The organism is Sulfurovum aggregans, assembly GCF_055385215.1.
Genome location: NZ_AP042387.1, coordinates 2220672 through 2237479, shown reverse-complemented (window position 1 = coordinate 2237479; position 16808 = coordinate 2220672). Strand labels below are relative to the sequence as shown.

Below are 16808 nucleotides of genomic sequence, written 5' to 3'. Positions count from 1 at the left end.
TACTCCTTATATACCATAGGTCCATATCTCATAATTGCGATCAAGAAGGATCGTTGGTGCATGATGAAAATGCAGGATCTTCTTATAAAAGAAAAGCACGATATCATCTACCTCTTCCTGACTTAACACTTTGGTGATCCCACCGGTCAGTACAATACTGTTGAGAATATCAAGATTAAGCTCAATATAATCACCGTGGTGTTTTGAAACCTTGTAAAGTACAAGGAAGATCGCCAGCTGCATCAGGATACGTGTCGCCTTTTCACTCTGTTCCTCAAGAATATTCTCCGTCACATTCAAATGTTCCAGCAGTTCATAGACGAATTCATTGTTCTTTGCCGTATGCACCAGGCTCTCACGCGATTTGTAGACACCCAGCTTCTTGAATACCAGACGATCGTATCCGCTTTCCGTAAGAATATTATCATTGACCAGATCACGGCTGTAATGGATATCTGTTGTCGCCCCGCCGATATCCACTACAATGAACGGATCGGCAACATCAAGTTTCTCATTGATCTTGGGCAGAGACCGGTTCACAATGTACGGTGTAGAGAATATCTGATTGGAGGTGATCTCATAAAGCTGTTTAATATCTTCTTTCCCCATGATATCTGCCTGATAGAGATCTGTCAAATATCCTTTCAGTGCTTCTTCCTGTATCTTGAGTTTATCAGAGATGATATTTTCAAGTACTACAATATTCTCAATATGTTCTTTCAGAAAATCACGGTTCTTTCGGGTTCCCACATAAACAATGTTCTGATAATGCACCGTTTCAAGGTACTTCAGAAGTTTCTCATCAAAAACCTTTTCCACACTGTCTATTCCACCTACAATGATAACCACGTCGATCATTTCAAGCGGTGCGGTTTCACCCTCTATTTTCGGGTACAGTACTGTATCAATGATATTGATCCCCGAATTAAAAGCAATATTGATCGCATATTTCAGACTGAAAGAGTCGGTAAGCCCGATGATCAGAGTACTCAGTCCCCCGTTTGCGGAAGAACAGACATAGATATCTTCTTTGGCATACCGATCGATCACATCGGCACACTTACTGCTGAGATCATCAAAGATATTTTTATTGAAATCTCTGAAATACTGCTGGATGCTGCCTTCCTGGGCAACTTTAAAGTAGGTACTTCCTATATCTATATACAGTTTATTCATAGCATAATCCCTATATCCTGAATGATCTTGTCCACTACACGTTCTCCTTCAGCCAGTTTGATCTTTGACTGCTCAAATGCAAAACTTTTGTCCGAAATAGGCAGATTACCTCTTTTAAGAATACGAATATTGCTTTGAGGATCACGGATCGTGATCACTTCATTGGCATTAATGATATGCGGAGAGAACGGAATATCGATATACCCTTTTTTAATAGAGTTGAATACCTGTCTCCAGAGCGTATCTGCACCGTCATTGAAGACTGCTTCAAGGATCTCATCGACTTCATTGGAAAGATTTTCCTCCTCTTCTTCGTCCCCTACTTTCGGTAATCCTTTGAGCATACCCAGTGTATATTTGACATTGGCTACTGCCATCGCATTTGCTTCTTTGGTTGGAATACCGAATGCTTCGTTACGTGTTTTGGTAATGATCTTGTCAGCTCCGACCATTGCAGCGATCACTGTTGAAGTATTGATCAGTGAATCAGAATACTCTTTGTTCCTCGGGAACGCACCCATCCACTGATGATAGACAAGGTTGATCATTGCATCCGTATGACCGAACATATCGGCATATTTTCTTGAAAGCTTTTTAATGACATTGGAAGAAACAATATCCTGCAGCATGGAACCGGTCTGGGAGAAACTCACGGAGAAGGATTTTACTCCCTCTTCAAGTGAGAGCAGCATCTCAAGTATCTGGATCACGATCACGATCGCCGGTGCCTGAAGTGTTGCAGAAAGCGGTCCAAAAGATTCACGGTTGATCGGTTCATTCAATTCGGAGTATTTGGCACAGACACGTTCTACATATTTCCAGTACAGAAATGCTTTATCCAACGGAAAGTTCTTCGAATACGGTAACAGATAGGTGATCGGACCGCCTTCGATCTCAAAGATACCTGAAGCAAGTGCAGTCTCTACAAGCAGTCTGGCATCCGGTGTACCGTGGCGCAGACTCACCGGAGTATTGTAATGCGTGATCATCTTTCGTGTAGTCCGGTAGCCGTGATTGACCAGCGGATAACCGTTGAGCATATCAACATCATTCTCTTCAGAAAGTGCCAGCATCTTTTTGGCAGAGGCATAATCATTCAGACGGGTATTCGAATCAATGGTCAGAGGAAGAACATCAACATTGGCCTCTTTGAACTCTTTATAGAGTTGAAAGACTTTATCGTATGTCGGAAAACCTCCGCGGGGCTGGACCAGCATTTCATTGGATGTTTTGAACTTATGGGAGATAAAAAGATCTTTGCTTGCCCCTTTAATGAATGTTTCCACTTCATCAAAATCAAACCTGTCCATGTACTCATTCTTAACAATGATCTCACGTTCCCGTTGCAGCAGACTCATCGGCGTTCCTCCAAAAATGCTTCAAGACGGTCAAGTCCTTCGTTCAGATCTATCTGATGAAAGACCAGGTCAAAACCGTAATTCCGGAACTTAGGCACCAATGCTTCCGGATCCATCTCACCTACACCCAGGTTACCGCCGATCATAAAAACCACATCCCTGAAATCATACTGCTCTTTCAGTATCTGAAGATCACGGCACCATCCTTCCGCTTCACCGTTAAGTGAGGAGATCAGCAATACATCTGCATCTGTCTCTATGACTGCATCCATAAATTCTTCAAGATAGGTATTAACCCCTAAATTAAAGACTTCAAAACCTCGTTCTTCAAGTGAAATATCTATCAATCTGTTGGCAACAACATGAATATCGTTGCCAACTACCCCAGTTACTACTTTCATCTATCTGCTTTACTGTATTGTATTTTTATAATTCTATCCAATTATAGATTTTTTTTAGTATAATCTTCTCCATAAAGTAATATATGAAGGAATATAAATGGGTTTTTTTACTGCTGATATCTCTGATGAACACCACGAAAAGGTACAGGTACTCTCTCCTGAATATCACTCTTACGGAGGTATTGAGAAGTGCCGTGGTCCTATTGCTACTATCAGACTGTATGATGAAAATTCCGATCTTATCAAAATGCTCAAAGAACCCGGAGAAGGACGTATAGCAGTTGTGGATGTAAACCGTGCACACTATGCTGTTGTAGGCGAGAATCTCATGAGGTTCGCCCATGAGAACAACTGGGCAGGTATACTCATCAACGGCTATGTCCGTGATACAGCTATTACAAAAACCATCCCTGTAGGTCTCTGGGCACTGGGGACATGTCCGCGAAAAAGCCATGACAAACAGGCGGGAGAACGTGATGTGGAATTTACTTTTGGGGGTGTCCACTTTAAAAACGGTGAACATCTCCTGGCAGATCATGACGGTATCATCGTGATCGATGAAGAGAGTTTGGAGGAGTAGTTAAGACAGCTTCTCCAACCTCTCCTTCCTCCTCTTCCAGTCTGACATAAAAAGGTTCAGGTAATTATAAAACTTCACACTATGATCCGCATGTACCAAGTGAGCGAGTTCATGAAACACTACATATTCTATACATTCTGTAGGTTTTTCTATCAGTTTTAAATTGAGGTTGATATATCCCTTTGCAGGATTACAGCTTCCCCATCTTGTTTTCATCTCTCGTATGCGTACTGTTTCTATCTCTTGTTTTACTATAGGCTTATACTTCTCTATCGCTTTTTGAAAGTGTATCTTTGCTTTTTGGATGTACCAAGCCTTGATAAGTCTTTGCTTCTTTTTATAGTTAGCTGTATCCTTCACAAAGACCTGCAAATACCCTCTCTGAAGCTTCACGCCTTCCTCTCTACTACTCTCTATCACCTTTAAACGGTAATTTCGCCCCAAATAGCAGAAGTTCTCACCACTTACATACTCTTTGGGTACTATCTGCTGACGTTTTTTAAAAAAAGCAATCTTCTTATCTATCCACTCTGCTCTTTTTTTAAGTACGTACTCTATATCTCTTTCGTTACTATCAGTAGGAGCTGTAAGTATTACCTCTCCACTTGGTTTGACTTTGAGGTTGATGTGTTTGACATCTTTTTTGATTATGATCACTCCTGGAGCAGGGACTTTAGTCCCGTACATATCATTTGACGGGACTAAAGTCCCTACTCCATGCTTAGTCATAGTTATTTATACCTATCTGCTGTATGGTTGCTAGTAGTTCATCAGTATTAGTAAACTTTAGACCATACTTATCTTCCATCTCCCAGAAAAGATCATCTATCTGTCCTTCTATCTTGTTACGCATATCACTGTTGTTCTTCCAGTCAGGTTTTTTGGAGGCTTCTTTAAATATCTCGGTGATCTTCAGTACTGTTTGGGTCAGCAAGTCCTCTTCTTTTTTAGCACCATACCCCAGTGGTGCTTCTGCCACCAAGATACGCTCATCTACATTGTTTATCGCTTCGCTGAAACGCTCTTCCAAGTTATCATAAAAGGCTTTTGCATGGCTGCTATGCTTAATACTCTCAGGATAACTAGACTCTTCCTCAGCTTCACCTTTCAGAAGTAAATCTCGTATCTCTTTAGCGTGTTTGAGTTTTTCTTCTTCTGTGAGTCGTTTCTCTTTGTACTCTTCGATTATTTCTTGAATGCGTTTAGAGAGTTTGTCATAGTACGCTGGGTTACTCTCTCGCTTTTCAGTGATGACTGCTGTAGTAGCACTGAGTATAGCATCGGCTCTGGCATTGTCACCCACGACCCTCTCTATCTCTGCCTCAAACTCCTCATCAAAGATATTTACCAGTTTGGTCAGCTGATTAACTTCATCAGCAGAGATAAACGTATCAAGCAGTTTCTGCATCTGCTTCTCATACTTTCCAAAGTCTACTTGTTCATGATAGCGTATGCGTACAGCTTTACGTAGTTCTGCATAGAATTTCATCTTCTCTTTGTAGTTGGCTATCTCTTTGGGGTTAAATACCTCTTCTATCTTATCACTGGAGAGTGCCAGCTTCAAGGCTCTTGCATAGTGTGAAAGGTAGTCATAAAAGAGTTTTCTTTTCTCTTCGTCTGCCAAGTAGACTTCATAGCTCTCTTGGTCGTTCAAATACAAAACCTCAGGGGATGGGACTTCAGTCCCATTTTGTAGGACTGAAGTCCTACCCCCAAACAGCTCTTCCAAATGCTCATAATAGGTCTTGACTCTAGCTATCTCCTCTTTGATGTCAAAGACTGCCCCTGCAATATCCTCTTCATCAAAGTCAGCCAGTCCTGAGTAGTCGTTGAGTGCTTTGTCCAAATCGCCCAGCAATCCACGGTAATCTACAATGAACCCAAAGTCTTTCCCTTCATAGAGACGATTTACCCTTGCTATGGCTTGCAAAAGGTTATGCTCTTTAAGCAGTTTATCTATGTAGAGTACCGATGCTCTGGGTGCATCAAAACCGGTAAGCAATTTGTCCACCACGATGAGCAGTTCTATCTCATCACCGTTAATAAACTCATCTTTAACCTTGTCCAGATACTTCTCTTCATCACCATACTTTTTGATGATCCTGCTCCACTCTTCCTGGATGAAAGCTTTATTTTCATCATCCACTTCAGAATGTCCTTCTCTACTGTCAGGTGCAGAAATGACAAATGCCGTGCGTATGTCACCCATCTCTTCAAAGAGTTTGTGGTACTTAATGGCTTCATACTTGGAACTGGTCGCAAGCATTGCTTTAAACTTTGTACCCTGTAAGCGTTTTCGTACATCTTCGTTGATGTCCAGCATGATCATCTCAAGCCGTCGTTCACTAGAGGCTACCTTTTGAAATCTTGCCCATTTCTTTTTTAGGTCTAAAACCTGCTCTTCATTCAGGTGTCTGGCTATCTGCTCAAAGCGTCTGTCCAGTCCTTTTTCATCGTTTACCCATTGGTCTACGAGGCGTCCTTCATAGAGTAGTGGCAAGACGGCTTTGTCTTCTACTGCTTGGTTAATGGTATAACGGTGTATCTCTCCCCCAAACTTCGCAAAAGAGTTCTTCTCTCTTCGCATGAGTGGTGTACCTGTAAACCCAAGGTAACAGGCTTCAGGAAAGACTTTTTTCATAGCCTTATGCATGTCTCCACCCTGTGTACGGTGAGACTCATCTACGAGTATAAACGTATTGGGGTCATCAAAGGTGACGTTCTCATTTTTGACCTTCTCAAACTTATGTATGAGTGTGGTGATGACAGACTTACCAGACTGTAACAGTGCCACCAAGTCTCTACCAGACTTCGCTCTGACAGCTTTGACTTCTGAGTTGTTAAATGTATCGTGTATCTGCTTGTCCAAGTCTTTTCTATCGGTAACGATGATAACTTTAGAACCTACGATACTTCGCTTGATGACCTTTGCCAACATCACCATAGTCAGTGACTTACCGGAGCCCTGCGTATGCCAGATGAGTCCACCCTGTCGTCTGCCTGTGTTGTTCAGTTTGCCTATACGCTCCATGATCTTCTCTATGGCAAAAAACTGCTGATAACGGGCGATCTTTTTGACCTTGCCGTCAAAGATTATGAAAGAGTGCAATAGCTCTATGACACGATCTTTTGAGAAGAGTGCATAAATCGTTTTGTCCAGTGGTGAAGGTGTTCTTCTCAAAGGGGCTGGGACTTCAGTCCCACTATTGTGTAAGGCTAAAGCCTCACCCCCAAATAGTTTAATAAACCCTGTTAAAAACCTACTCTCTTTTGGCTCTTTCCACACCGCATAAAACTTTTTAGGTGTGCCAGTAGTTCCATACTGTGGAGAGTGATTGTTCCCTGCCAGTGTCATCTGCACATACTTAAAGAGTGTGGGTATCTCATCGGTACTTTGGTTACGCAACATCTGAGAGATGCCCTCTTCTGTAGCTCGACTAGAGCGTTTTAACTCTATCACCCCAAACGGTATACCGTTGATGAACAGCACGAGGTCAGGCCGTCTGGTCTTGGTCTGTTCCTGTTGGTTTACCCTGTCTACCACAAACTCTTCTGTGACATGAAAGACATTATTTTCAGGATTTTCAGGATTTTGGTAGTCTATATAGTGCAAAGAAAAGCTCTTCTTCACCCCATCTATCAGCTCTTCACTATATGAGTTCCCCAGTAGTAGCTGATCGCTGATCTTCTGGTTGGCAGTTATCAGCCCTTCGTTTAGAAGTACATTGAGGTCATCTATGGCTCTGGCTATGTTCTTGGCAGAGAACTTGTAGTCTGTACCCTTGTACTCAAAGCCATTGAGCTTTTGGAGTTGCTTTAGCAGTATATCTTTAAGCACAACTTGTCTGGTGCTGCTTCTATGCTCTGCCATCTCCTCTGGAGAGATGTAGATGTAGCCCATGTTTTTTAAGAGGTCTATAGTGTTGTTTTGAATTTGGGTTTCGTTTGTGTTTGGGGTCATTTTACTCTCCTTGACTTAGGTGCACCAGATAGTGTATAATTGTCATATCGCGACTGTATGGTTCGGTCCACTTCATTGAGCCACTCTTATGAGACAGTCGCTCCTTCATTATGGCCATCTCTGTATTTGAATATCACAATTATCTTTCAGTTTGTCCCATATTTCTTTAAGCTTGATATCATGCCATTTAACTGGTTGATGTCCATTTCCAAAACGGTTTGCCATAAACAGTACCATATCGGCTGCCTGCAAAAATCTACTATGGTGGCTATGCGTGAAATAGATCGTATCTTTCAACTGTCCTAGGGGTCGTCCAAATGACATTGGTGTTTTACCGCTAAATTTAAATTGGGAAAAATCAAGAATGGAAGTTGTAATTTCATCTTTCTCATAATCACCAAAAACAACACCAATATCATCTTTTTCTTCAAGAAAATCACAAAATCTTTCAAGAATAAGCATAAGTCCGAGATTATACTCTGGTTGAGGATATTTATATTTTATTCTATGTCTATTCACATCAATACACACAAGTCGAATAGGTATTTTATGATCTATCAATAACTGTGTTACATCTTCAAACAGTTTTAACCTTTCAGGAAGTTTTCTCTTTTTATATATCCCTTTTCCTTGAAATATAAAAGATCCATGCAACTCTGTATCAACACTAAGTATGTTCGTTTGAAAAAAGTTATACTGTATCTGCATAAGAGCACTTTCTAATTTGGAAAGCTTTTCCTCTTCTACCAATATACCCCCAATAAAAAAATAAGGATTGAGTGTCTCAAACTTTGTTTCATCAAAATAAATCAGATACATATTTCTCCTTGCTTGACTTGTCATTTCTTGCTATAATTCTGGTACAAAAGTTCCCGCCTGCTGACAAGACTCCAAGGGAGGCTTCTTGGGTCAATACTTGAGATAGGTAGGATGGGTCATTTTTCATAACAGATCCCGATATCACCCGAAGATTTAAGTAGGGCTTGCCTCTCAACGATGCTGGTCGGGATACTGACTTATTCATCTTTTACTCGCTGACTTTTTCTTTGTAGCATCAATGACAATAATTTCAGGTAGCTTATTGTCTAAAGTTTCATTTTCACTTTTGTACTTCAAAACTTTCTCTATTTTTTTATCATCTTCTTCATACAATTGAATGATAACAAATTTACTCTGATTGGTTTTTTCTGCTTTATTGTATATAGCAAGCTGCGATTTATATCCATGCAAAAGCTTCGTATTTGTAGAGAGTTTCATTTCGATATTTATTTTATCATGAAATCCTTTTCCAATTTTAAAATCAATTGGTCCATTACCAGAATCCACCTCTGGACTAATATCCAAGTCATTGGCTTCACAATAAGAGTGTGCAATTGCAAAAAATAACATTTGTGCAAAACTTTCTTTCTTATGTGTTCCATCACTATTATGAAAAGTTTTCCACAAACCATTATTTTCAATTAAATCTTGATACTTCTCACAAATCTTATCTACTATATCAATAGATTTTTCTTTTTTTAAAGTAAGAGGAAAATTTCGAATTACATCAAAAGCTATTTCTTTCCAAATAAAGTCACCCTTAGGATCGTTGTCAAAATCATATACTAAACCCTTATCTTTATAAGTTTTGATAGTTATATCCAGAATAGAAGGATTATTCAAAATAAAGTTCTTTAAATTTCTTTTTATCAATGATCTTGTTTTTTTATCAAAAATATCTCCTATAATTTCATTGACCTTATCTCTTAATGTACTGTTATGCGAACATACACAATCAATATCCTCACTATCAAAGGCAACCGGTAAATCCGTTAAAATCGATCTTGGACAAAAAACGATTGGTTCATTGTGTGGATTAAAAGGTAGTTGATAAGATTTACCATCAAATTGAAAATCTTTTGTTTTAATCTTTAAACTTTTTGACACGCTTTGTGTATAGAGTAAAAAATCTTCTCTAATTATTGCGATTGTCATATCACTAATTCTATCCGCCCCGATACCCTCTTCAAGCAATCCAACCAATTGAAAAATCTCAGGGTCTTTGATGCCGACCTTTACAAGTTGGTATGCAGTTTGAGATAACTGTTTGGCAAATTTTTTACCAATTCCCGAACCATTTTTTCCACTTTTTGAATACCCCAAGCCAATATGACCAACTTCATGAAAATGGAACATCTTTTCTGCTTTTCTATAAAAGCGATCATCGCCATTAGAATGTTCTAAAAGTTTAATAATTTTAGAGAAGTATCCTTTGTACTTATCATATGATTTCTTTAGTTCATCAATGGCAATATGCTCAAGTTTATATGGCAAAATATAATAGAGTGCATCTCTGTTTACAAAGCCATTGAACACATCATATTTTTTTAAATCTGATGATTTTATTCTAAAATATTCACTATAAAGTTGATCTTTCATACCTCCACCCTCACTTCCCCCATCAACAACCTCTTCATCAACCCAAAATTCTTCTTTTTAAGCTTTTGGAGTTGCTTTAACAGTATATCTTTCAGCACTACTTGTCTGGTACTGCTTCTATGCTCTGCCATCTCCTCTGGAGAGATGTAGATGTAGCCCATGTTTTTTAAGAGGTCTATAGTGTTGTTTTGAATTTGGGTTTCGTTTGTGTTTGGGGTCATTTTACTCTCCTTGACTTAGGTGCACCAGATAGTGTATAATTGTCATATCGCGACTGTATGGTTCGGTCCACTTCATTGAGCCACTCTTATGAGACAGTCGCTCCTTCATTATGGCCATCTCTGTATTTGAATATCACAATTATCTTTCAGCTTGTCCCATATTTCTTTAAGCTTGATATCATGCCATTTAACTGGTTGATGTCCATTTCCAAAACGGTTTGCCATAAACAGTACCATATCGGCTGCCTGCAAAAATCTACTATGGTGGCTATGCGTGAAATAGATCGTATCTTTCAACTGTCCTAGGGGTCGTCCAAATGACATTGGTGTTTTACCGCTAAATTTAAATTGGGAAAAATCAAGAATGGAAGTTGTAATTTCATCTTTCTCATAATCACCAAAAACAACACCAATATCATCTTTTTCTTCAAGAAAATCACAAAATCTTTCAAGAATAAGCATAAGTCCGAGATTATACTCTGGTTGAGGATATTTATATTTTATTCTATGTCTATTCACATCAATACACACAAGTCGAATAGGTATTTTATGATCTATCAATAACTGTGTTACATCTTCAAACAGTTTTAACCTTTCAGGAAGTTTTCTCTTTTTATATATCCCTTTTCCTTGAAATATAAAAGATCCATGCAACTCTGTATCAACACTAAGTATGTTCGTTTGAAAAAAGTTATACTGTATCTGCATAAGAGCACTTTCTAATTTGGAAAGCTTTTCCTCTTCTACCAATATACCCCCAATAAAAAAATAAGGATTGAGTGTCTCAAACTTTGTTTCATCAAAATAAATCAGATACATATTTCTCCTTGCTTGACTTGTCATTTCTTGCTATAATTCCCGTACAAAAGTTCCCATCTACTGACAAGGCTCCAAGGGAGGCTTCCCAAGCAAATGCTTGAGATAGGTAGTTTGGGTCACACTTCATAAATACCATAAAATCTCTCTTTTGCATCATCTAGACCTGCTTTTACAGCATTAAACTTTATGTACTCATAAGTTGTAGAAAAATGATTCTCATCTCGAATAAGCTTGTCATAATATCCATCTTCCCAAAACTGACCTTTTATCCCCAATATTTTATTGATTTGAAATGAACTTGAACCTTTAATTTGCTGTAGTATTTTTGACAATTCCACTTTTTGTTTAAAAAGTATATGTATATGGTTTGGCATAACGGAAAGAGCAATAAGTTCATACAGTTTTTTATCGTATTTAAGAAAAAATTCCTTGAGAAATTGAAGTATATCATTATTAAGATAGCAACCTTTTTTAGATGTATCAAGATAAGTATCTATTTTATACTGTTTCATATTACTTGACATATTATTTTGTGAAGACAATCGTTTTAAAAAGTCATCAATGCTATCATGTGTTCTAAATGTAATGAACTGATAATAGCCTTTCAAATCTATATGTGGAAGATTAGCATGCTTACCAGGGGGTGGGACTTTAGTCCCACTTATTGCCATGTTACTTTGTGGAGCTGAAGCACCATCCCCTTTAACATCACAGCACTTTGGGGGTGGGACTTCAGTCCTACTTGTTGTCATGTTACTTTGTGGAGCTGAAGCACCACCCCCTAGAGTCTTCATCCCCTCACCCTCACTTCCCCCATCAACAACCTCTGCATCAACACAAGATTCTTCTTTTTGAGCTTTTGGAGTTGCTTTAGCAGTACATCTTTAAGCACAACTTGTCTGGTGCTGCTTCTATGCTCTGCCATCTCCTCTGGAGAGATATAGATGTAGCCCATGTTTTTTAGGAGGTCTATGGTGTTGTTTTGGATTTGGGTTTCATTTGTGTTTGGGGTCATGCTATATTTCCTTGACATACATATACTTACTTTTGTATAATACTACTTGGATTGCGGAGTCGCGGTCGGCACTAAGTTTCTGCGGAATCGCGGGGGCTTTTTTGCTTTTAGTCACTTTTTAATCTCCTAACAATAAATTCTATAGCTTCATCATTATATAAACTTGGTGTACCGTTTGGAATCTCACCTAATTCTTTATAGTTATCTTCATGGGTCTTTGTTCTAAAGTTATATGCAGAGTATTTAGGATTATCTTTTAAATTATTATCAGAAATTACAGTATGTATATGATTCTGATTTATATCTGAAGCCTGTGCCAATATTTTGCTTTTCATCTCAGTAAATGAATATGGATACTGCTGTGTCAAATTTTGCTTTTTTATTTTAATAATTTCTACTTGATCCACAGGATGCACCTCACCAACAAGTTTAAGTGTTTGAGCCCCACTCTTTTCAGAGAATTCTCCTTCTTTAATAAACTTTATTTTTGGTATAAGTTCTTCATCTAAAACCAATATATTATCTTTATCTTTTTCGACTATACCCCTTTCAGCATCAAGAATTGCTGCATTAGCAGGTCCAATTTCTGAAATTTTCAAAAGTAAAGATTTTATTTGTTCTGTATTCTCTTTTATTCGATTTTCAATAATCTCATTCAATTCACCATATTCTATTTTTTGAACACGTCCTGAGTAGCGATAATATACTTCTCCATTTTTTATCACACCATCATCCTGCTTAGCAATAACAGGTTTCACATTCCCCTTATAAATATAAATAATACCAAAAGGCTTACCAAAAGCTTCTATTAACTGTTTTTCCCAATTAATAGCAGGAGAGAAAAGCTTATTGATTTCTCCACTGATATACTCTTCATCAATACTATCAAACATTTCTGCTGCTCTCTCACCTAGTCCAATCGGTTCTTTTGGTCTATCTTTTACACCAAAAATCATATAACCACCATCATTATTGGCAAAAGCAGCAAAATTTCTCAGATATGTATCCCATCCCGCATAATTAAATCCCTCTTTATATTCTATATTTTTACTTTCTCTGTGAAAAATATATCTTCCTGAGGTATCTAATCTTAGCAGTTCTGCTATCATATCAGTTGATAATGGATTTTCAGTATCTATTTTTAAACTCATACCTTCACCCTCACTTCCCCCGTCAACAACCTCTGCATCAAGCCACGCTTCTGCTCCTTGAGTGTTTCAAACTCTTTTTTGAGTAGCTCTATCTCTTTGTCAGCTGTGGTGAGGACTTGGGCTATTTTTTGTTGTTCCTTTAGAGGTGGGAGTTTGATTTTCAATTTTTTTACTGATGGATAGTTTACGTATATCTGAGTTCCACCTTGTGCAATTGAAAAAATCTTTTTTCTAAATACTTTAGAGTTTAAAATAAACCATGCAAATAAAGGCACTATATTATTTTTACATAATAAGCGTTCACTTCTTTGATTGTAGATATATAAATCATCTTCATTAATTAAAATTGTTGATCCTATCAAATCCCCACTAGCTGTTTTATCATTCAGTACCATTACTAAATTATTTTTTGATAATAATTTAGTGTTTGTTTTATCATTTAATTGAATTCTTTGCCCGTTATCTATATACCTGCCATCTATTGAATAATTTCCTATAGATATAAATTTATATTTACTACTCTTATTGGTATATTTTTCTAAGGCTGTTCCTCCAATATTATTAAATAATTCCTCCAACAATACCTCTTCCCACTCAGGGGGTGGGACTTTAGTCCCACTTATTGTCATGCTACTTTGTGGAGCTGAAGCACCACCCCCGAAGCGAACCTCCCCACTAAGTAACCTCTGCATCAACCCTTTTTTGAGTGTCTCTTTGGTAACTATGAGTTGTTCTTGTTTGCTGATGGCATCATCCCAAGTGCTGAGGATTTGGGCTATTTTTTGTTGTTCTTTTAGGGGTGGGAGGGGGATTTTTATTGCTTCTATTGTACTTTTTGATAAACTTGGAACACCTGAAGCTTCATTATATCTTTTCCAATCTATTCTCAAAAAAGAAGAATATAAAAACTTTGGATTTAAATCTTTATATGAATGTGTATAAAATAATGTATCAACTGTCCAAAACTTGCCAGTTAAGAACATTGGTTTATCAATAGTTCCTTTACGACCGATACATACACTTTCACCATCATATAGGTACTTATCAACGGATAACATATATCCACCTGTTCCATATACAGGTATATTTCCTTCACCCAAATGTTTATAATCCTTACCACTACCAATAGTTAATACATCCCCCAACTTCACAACCCCCCAATCCTCAGGAATAACCCCAACCTTAGTCTGCTTATACCCCTCTCTTAGCTCACTCATCGCTTTGTTTCCAGTCTGGCTACATACCTGTCAAAATCAGATATCTCATCTGCATCTCTTGCGACCTTGTACTTCTCAAACTCACCTAAAGCCAACTCTTTTGCCAGTTTTGCAGTTACTTTACCTTTGTCTTGAAGTATCTGCATATCGTTTACACTCAAAAAGCTGTTGAGCTTTGTGATCCACTCTTGTTGGGTCATTGCCTTTTTGTTTTTGGCTTGGAATTCTGCAAAGTTCAAATACATCTCAACGATACGGTTATACATATCTAACTCATCTTCACTGAGATAATTTTTAGCTATGCTGACATCGCTTTGTCTTATCTTGCCTTGTGGAGCATTTTTCCAAGAGGTCAGCCCCATGTTTGGCAGACTGCTGTCGGCTCGTCGTTTGACTATCTCTGCACCTGTCATACCAGTAATGGCAAAATGAAGTTTGTTTTGCACCGTAGCATAAAAATCTTGCGTCATTTGAGAGTTTGGGTCATAGTCTATGCTACACTGTGCATAGATATCGGTAATCTTTTGGTAAAACCTTCTCTCAGAGCTTCGTATATCTCTTATTCGCTCTAACTGCTCATCAAAGTAGTCTTTGCCAAAGGCTTGGTTGGGGTTTTTGAGCCTCTCATCATCCATCGCAAAACCTTTGATGATGTACTCTTTAAGCACTTGCGTCGCCCATATGCGAAATTGCGTAGCTTGCTTGGAATTGACACGGTAACCTATAGAGATAATCATATCAAGGTTATAAATATTTACATCTTTACTCTGTTGCTTCTCCACTATAGCTCCATGTTGGGTGGTTATTTCCATTTTGGAAACAACCACTTCTTCTACCAGCTCTCCACTTTCAAATATGTTTTTGATATGCTTTGAGATGGCAGGCACTTTCACGGCAAACAACTCTGCTATCTGCTTTTGTGTAAGCCAAATAGTCTCATTTTGGATCAAAACTTCTAGTTTTATCTCTTCGCTAGGGGTTTTGTATAGCAGTATCTCACTCATAACCCAAGCTCCTCTAAATACCCTTGCATCTGCTTTTTCACCTCTGCAAGCTCACTCTCTATCTTGACTATCTTCTCTTTGGTAGCCTCTATATCTACAGGCTCTTCCTCTTCGAAGGTATCGACATAACGAGGGATATTCAGGTTATAGTCATTCTCTTGTATCTCTGCTAGAGAGGCTACATGAGCATACTTCTCTATCTCTTTTCTGGCTTTATAGGTTTGGAGTATCTTCTCTATATGCTCATCGTTTAAAGCGTTCTGGTTTTTGTCTTTGTCAAACTCACGAGAGGCATCTATGAAGAGCACATCCGTGTCAGTTCTGCCCTTTTTAAAGATGAGTATCGTCGCGGGTATCCCTGTACCGAAGAAGAGATTGGCAGGTAGCCCTATGACGGCATCTAGCAAGTTGTCATCAATGATGGCTTTACGTATCTTCCCTTCACTCGCACCCCTAAAGAGCACCCCATGAGGAAGCACCACACCCATACGCCCCTCTGCATTAAGAGAAGCAAGCATATGTTCCACAAAAGCATAGTCCCCCTTACTCTTGGGAGGCAAACCATACTCAAAACGGCGATAGAGGTCATCTGCTAGCACATCTGCTCCCCATTTGTCGAGTGAAAACGGCGGATTGGCTACGACGACATCGAACTTCATCAGGTGGTCGTTCTCGATATGCAGTGGATTGCGCAGGGTATCGCCCCATGCGATGTTGGCATCGTTGATCTCATGGAGGAACATATTCATCTTACACAGGGCATGGGTCTGTCCGTTCTTCTCCTGTCCGTAGATGGCGAAGTTTTCATTACCCACCTCTTTACTCGCTTTGATGAGCAGAGAGCCAGAACCGCAGGTAGGGTCATAAATGCGGTCTCCCTCCTTGGCTTGTACCAGTTTAGATAGCAAAGTTGAAACAGCACTAGGCGTAAAGAACTCTCCCCCTTTCTTCCCTGCATCAGAGGCAAAATGGGCTATGAGATACTCATACGCATCCCCAATGACATCATTACCCTCTAACATCGAAGGACGTAAATTTAGCTTCTCATTGGCAAAGTCCTCTAGTAGGTGTTTGAGTATGCTGTTACGCTCTTTGGTATTACCCAGCTTGGTATCAGAGTTAAAGTCCACATTACGGAAAATACCTTCAAGCTTCTCTTTATTGTCCTCTTCAATGCGCTCCAGGGCTTTATTGATGACCTCTCCGACATTGGAAGCTTCTTTATGCTTTAACAGGTAGTCAAACGTACACATCTCATCAAGTACAAACTTCTCACGCTTCAAACTCTTGGCAATTCGCTCTTCATTACCCTTGTACTTCTCATGCAACTCCTCCAACTTCTCTTTATAAAAGTCAGACAAATACTTCACAAAAAGCATTGTAAGTACATAGTCTTTGTACTCATTACTGTCCATCGTACCCCTAAAAGTATCGCACGCTCTCCATACAATGTTGTTGATGGTCTCTTGTGTAGTCTTTTGCATTCG

The 16808-nt window shown here is 38.8% G+C and carries 16 protein-coding genes; 1 reads left to right on the top strand and 15 read right to left on the bottom strand.

The annotated features are described in order from the left end of the window. Positions 1 to 6: 6 nt before the first annotated feature. Genes ACZ48W_RS11335 through glmS form a run of 3 tightly spaced genes read right to left on the bottom strand, consistent with a single transcriptional unit; the run spans position 7 to position 2935 of the window. Entirely contained in the window at positions 7 to 1176 is a 1170-nt protein-coding gene (locus ACZ48W_RS11335) for a glutamate mutase L (protein WP_464828631.1), read from the bottom strand. Next, on the bottom strand, positions 1173 to 2534 hold the full coding sequence (locus ACZ48W_RS11330) for a methylaspartate mutase (RefSeq protein ID WP_464828630.1): 1362 nt from the start codon (positions 2532 to 2534) through the stop codon (positions 1173 to 1175). The genes ACZ48W_RS11335 and ACZ48W_RS11330 overlap by 4 nt, the downstream gene beginning before the upstream one ends. Further along, positions 2531 to 2935, bottom strand: a complete 405-nt coding sequence (gene glmS, locus ACZ48W_RS11325; protein ID WP_464828628.1) for a methylaspartate mutase subunit S — start codon at positions 2933 to 2935, stop codon at positions 2531 to 2533. Before glmS ends, ACZ48W_RS11330 begins: the two co-directional genes overlap by 4 nt. A 97-nt stretch (positions 2936 to 3032) precedes the next feature. On the opposite strand from glmS, the gene rraA reads away from it, so the two are divergent. Then, complete coding sequence (gene rraA / locus ACZ48W_RS11320; RefSeq protein ID WP_464828626.1) at positions 3033 to 3515, top strand: ribonuclease E activity regulator RraA; 483 nt, start codon at positions 3033 to 3035, stop codon at positions 3513 to 3515. Here rraA and ACZ48W_RS11315 read toward each other — a convergent pair whose 3' ends face one another. The 12 genes from ACZ48W_RS11315 to ACZ48W_RS11260 all read right to left on the bottom strand — a co-directional run bounded on the left by ACZ48W_RS11315 (position 3516) and on the right by ACZ48W_RS11260 (position 16805). Continuing rightward, positions 3516 to 4244, bottom strand: a complete 729-nt coding sequence (locus ACZ48W_RS11315; RefSeq protein ID WP_464828624.1) for a M48 family metallopeptidase — start codon at positions 4242 to 4244, stop codon at positions 3516 to 3518. Next, complete coding sequence (locus tag ACZ48W_RS11310) at positions 4237 to 7476, bottom strand: type I restriction endonuclease subunit R (protein WP_464828622.1); 3240 nt, start codon at positions 7474 to 7476, stop codon at positions 4237 to 4239. The genes ACZ48W_RS11315 and ACZ48W_RS11310 overlap by 8 nt, the downstream gene beginning before the upstream one ends. Before the next feature lie 108 nt (positions 7477 to 7584). Further along, positions 7585 to 8295 (bottom strand): DUF3800 domain-containing protein, encoded by a 711-nt coding sequence (locus ACZ48W_RS11305; protein WP_464828616.1) that lies wholly within the window; start codon positions 8293 to 8295, stop codon positions 7585 to 7587. A gap of 201 nt (positions 8296 to 8496) precedes the next feature. Then, on the bottom strand, positions 8497 to 9894 hold the full coding sequence (locus ACZ48W_RS11300; RefSeq protein ID WP_464828620.1) for a hypothetical protein: 1398 nt from the start codon (positions 9892 to 9894) through the stop codon (positions 8497 to 8499). Continuing rightward, positions 9891 to 10115 carry a hypothetical protein gene (locus tag ACZ48W_RS11295; RefSeq protein ID WP_464828618.1) on the bottom strand — a complete coding sequence of 75 codons (225 nt, stop codon included), beginning with the start codon at positions 10113 to 10115 and terminating at the stop codon, positions 9891 to 9893. The genes ACZ48W_RS11300 and ACZ48W_RS11295 overlap by 4 nt, the downstream gene beginning before the upstream one ends. A gap of 108 nt (positions 10116 to 10223) precedes the next feature. Then, positions 10224 to 10934, bottom strand: a complete 711-nt coding sequence (locus ACZ48W_RS11290) for a DUF3800 domain-containing protein (protein WP_464828616.1) — start codon at positions 10932 to 10934, stop codon at positions 10224 to 10226. 116 nt (positions 10935 to 11050) lie between these two features. After that, entirely contained in the window at positions 11051 to 11728 is a 678-nt protein-coding gene (locus ACZ48W_RS11285; protein ID WP_464828613.1) for a transposase, read from the bottom strand. Then, a complete protein-coding gene (locus ACZ48W_RS11280) occupies positions 11725 to 11949 on the bottom strand; it encodes a hypothetical protein (RefSeq protein ID WP_464828611.1) in 225 nt (74 codons plus the stop codon). The genes ACZ48W_RS11285 and ACZ48W_RS11280 overlap by 4 nt, the downstream gene beginning before the upstream one ends. Before the next feature lie 107 nt (positions 11950 to 12056). After that, positions 12057 to 13100 carry an ATP-binding protein gene (locus ACZ48W_RS11275; RefSeq protein ID WP_464828609.1) on the bottom strand — a complete coding sequence of 348 codons (1044 nt, stop codon included), beginning with the start codon at positions 13098 to 13100 and terminating at the stop codon, positions 12057 to 12059. Continuing rightward, positions 13097 to 14317 (bottom strand): restriction endonuclease subunit S, encoded by a 1221-nt coding sequence (locus ACZ48W_RS11270; protein WP_464828607.1) that lies wholly within the window; start codon positions 14315 to 14317, stop codon positions 13097 to 13099. The genes ACZ48W_RS11275 and ACZ48W_RS11270 overlap by 4 nt, the downstream gene beginning before the upstream one ends. Further along, positions 14314 to 15321, bottom strand: a complete 1008-nt coding sequence (locus ACZ48W_RS11265) for a virulence RhuM family protein (protein ID WP_464828606.1) — start codon at positions 15319 to 15321, stop codon at positions 14314 to 14316. Before ACZ48W_RS11265 ends, ACZ48W_RS11270 begins: the two co-directional genes overlap by 4 nt. Further along, a complete protein-coding gene (locus tag ACZ48W_RS11260) occupies positions 15318 to 16805 on the bottom strand; it encodes a type I restriction-modification system subunit M (RefSeq protein ID WP_464828604.1) in 1488 nt (495 codons plus the stop codon). The genes ACZ48W_RS11265 and ACZ48W_RS11260 overlap by 4 nt, the downstream gene beginning before the upstream one ends. Positions 16806 to 16808: the final 3 nt, after the last annotated feature.

Coding starts and splice junctions, on each gene's coding strand:
- ACZ48W_RS11310 (WP_464828622.1), bottom strand. CDS start 7,476: ATGACCCCAAACACAAACGAAACCCAAATTCAAAACAACACTATAGAC.
- ACZ48W_RS11305 (WP_464828616.1), bottom strand. CDS start 8,295: ATGTATCTGATTTATTTTGATGAAACAAAGTTTGAGACACTCAATCCT.
- rraA (WP_464828626.1), top strand. CDS start 3,033: ATGGGTTTTTTTACTGCTGATATCTCTGATGAACACCACGAAAAGGTA.
- ACZ48W_RS11270 (WP_464828607.1), bottom strand. CDS start 14,317: ATGAGTGAGCTAAGAGAGGGGTATAAGCAGACTAAGGTTGGGGTTATT.
- glmS (WP_464828628.1), bottom strand. CDS start 2,935: ATGAAAGTAGTAACTGGGGTAGTTGGCAACGATATTCATGTTGTTGCC.
- ACZ48W_RS11300 (WP_464828620.1), bottom strand. CDS start 9,894: ATGAAAGATCAACTTTATAGTGAATATTTTAGAATAAAATCATCAGAT.
- ACZ48W_RS11295 (WP_464828618.1), bottom strand. CDS start 10,115: ATGACCCCAAACACAAACGAAACCCAAATTCAAAACAACACTATAGAC.
- ACZ48W_RS11275 (WP_464828609.1), bottom strand. CDS start 13,100: ATGAGTTTAAAAATAGATACTGAAAATCCATTATCAACTGATATGATA.
- ACZ48W_RS11290 (WP_464828616.1), bottom strand. CDS start 10,934: ATGTATCTGATTTATTTTGATGAAACAAAGTTTGAGACACTCAATCCT.
- ACZ48W_RS11260 (WP_464828604.1), bottom strand. CDS start 16,805: ATGCAAAAGACTACACAAGAGACCATCAACAACATTGTATGGAGAGCG.
- ACZ48W_RS11280 (WP_464828611.1), bottom strand. CDS start 11,949: ATGACCCCAAACACAAATGAAACCCAAATCCAAAACAACACCATAGAC.
- ACZ48W_RS11285 (WP_464828613.1), bottom strand. CDS start 11,728: ATGAAGACTCTAGGGGGTGGTGCTTCAGCTCCACAAAGTAACATGACA.
- ACZ48W_RS11265 (WP_464828606.1), bottom strand. CDS start 15,321: ATGAGTGAGATACTGCTATACAAAACCCCTAGCGAAGAGATAAAACTA.
- ACZ48W_RS11330 (WP_464828630.1), bottom strand. CDS start 2,534: ATGAGTCTGCTGCAACGGGAACGTGAGATCATTGTTAAGAATGAGTAC.
- ACZ48W_RS11315 (WP_464828624.1), bottom strand. CDS start 4,244: ATGACTAAGCATGGAGTAGGGACTTTAGTCCCGTCAAATGATATGTAC.
- ACZ48W_RS11335 (WP_464828631.1), bottom strand. CDS start 1,176: ATGAATAAACTGTATATAGATATAGGAAGTACCTACTTTAAAGTTGCC.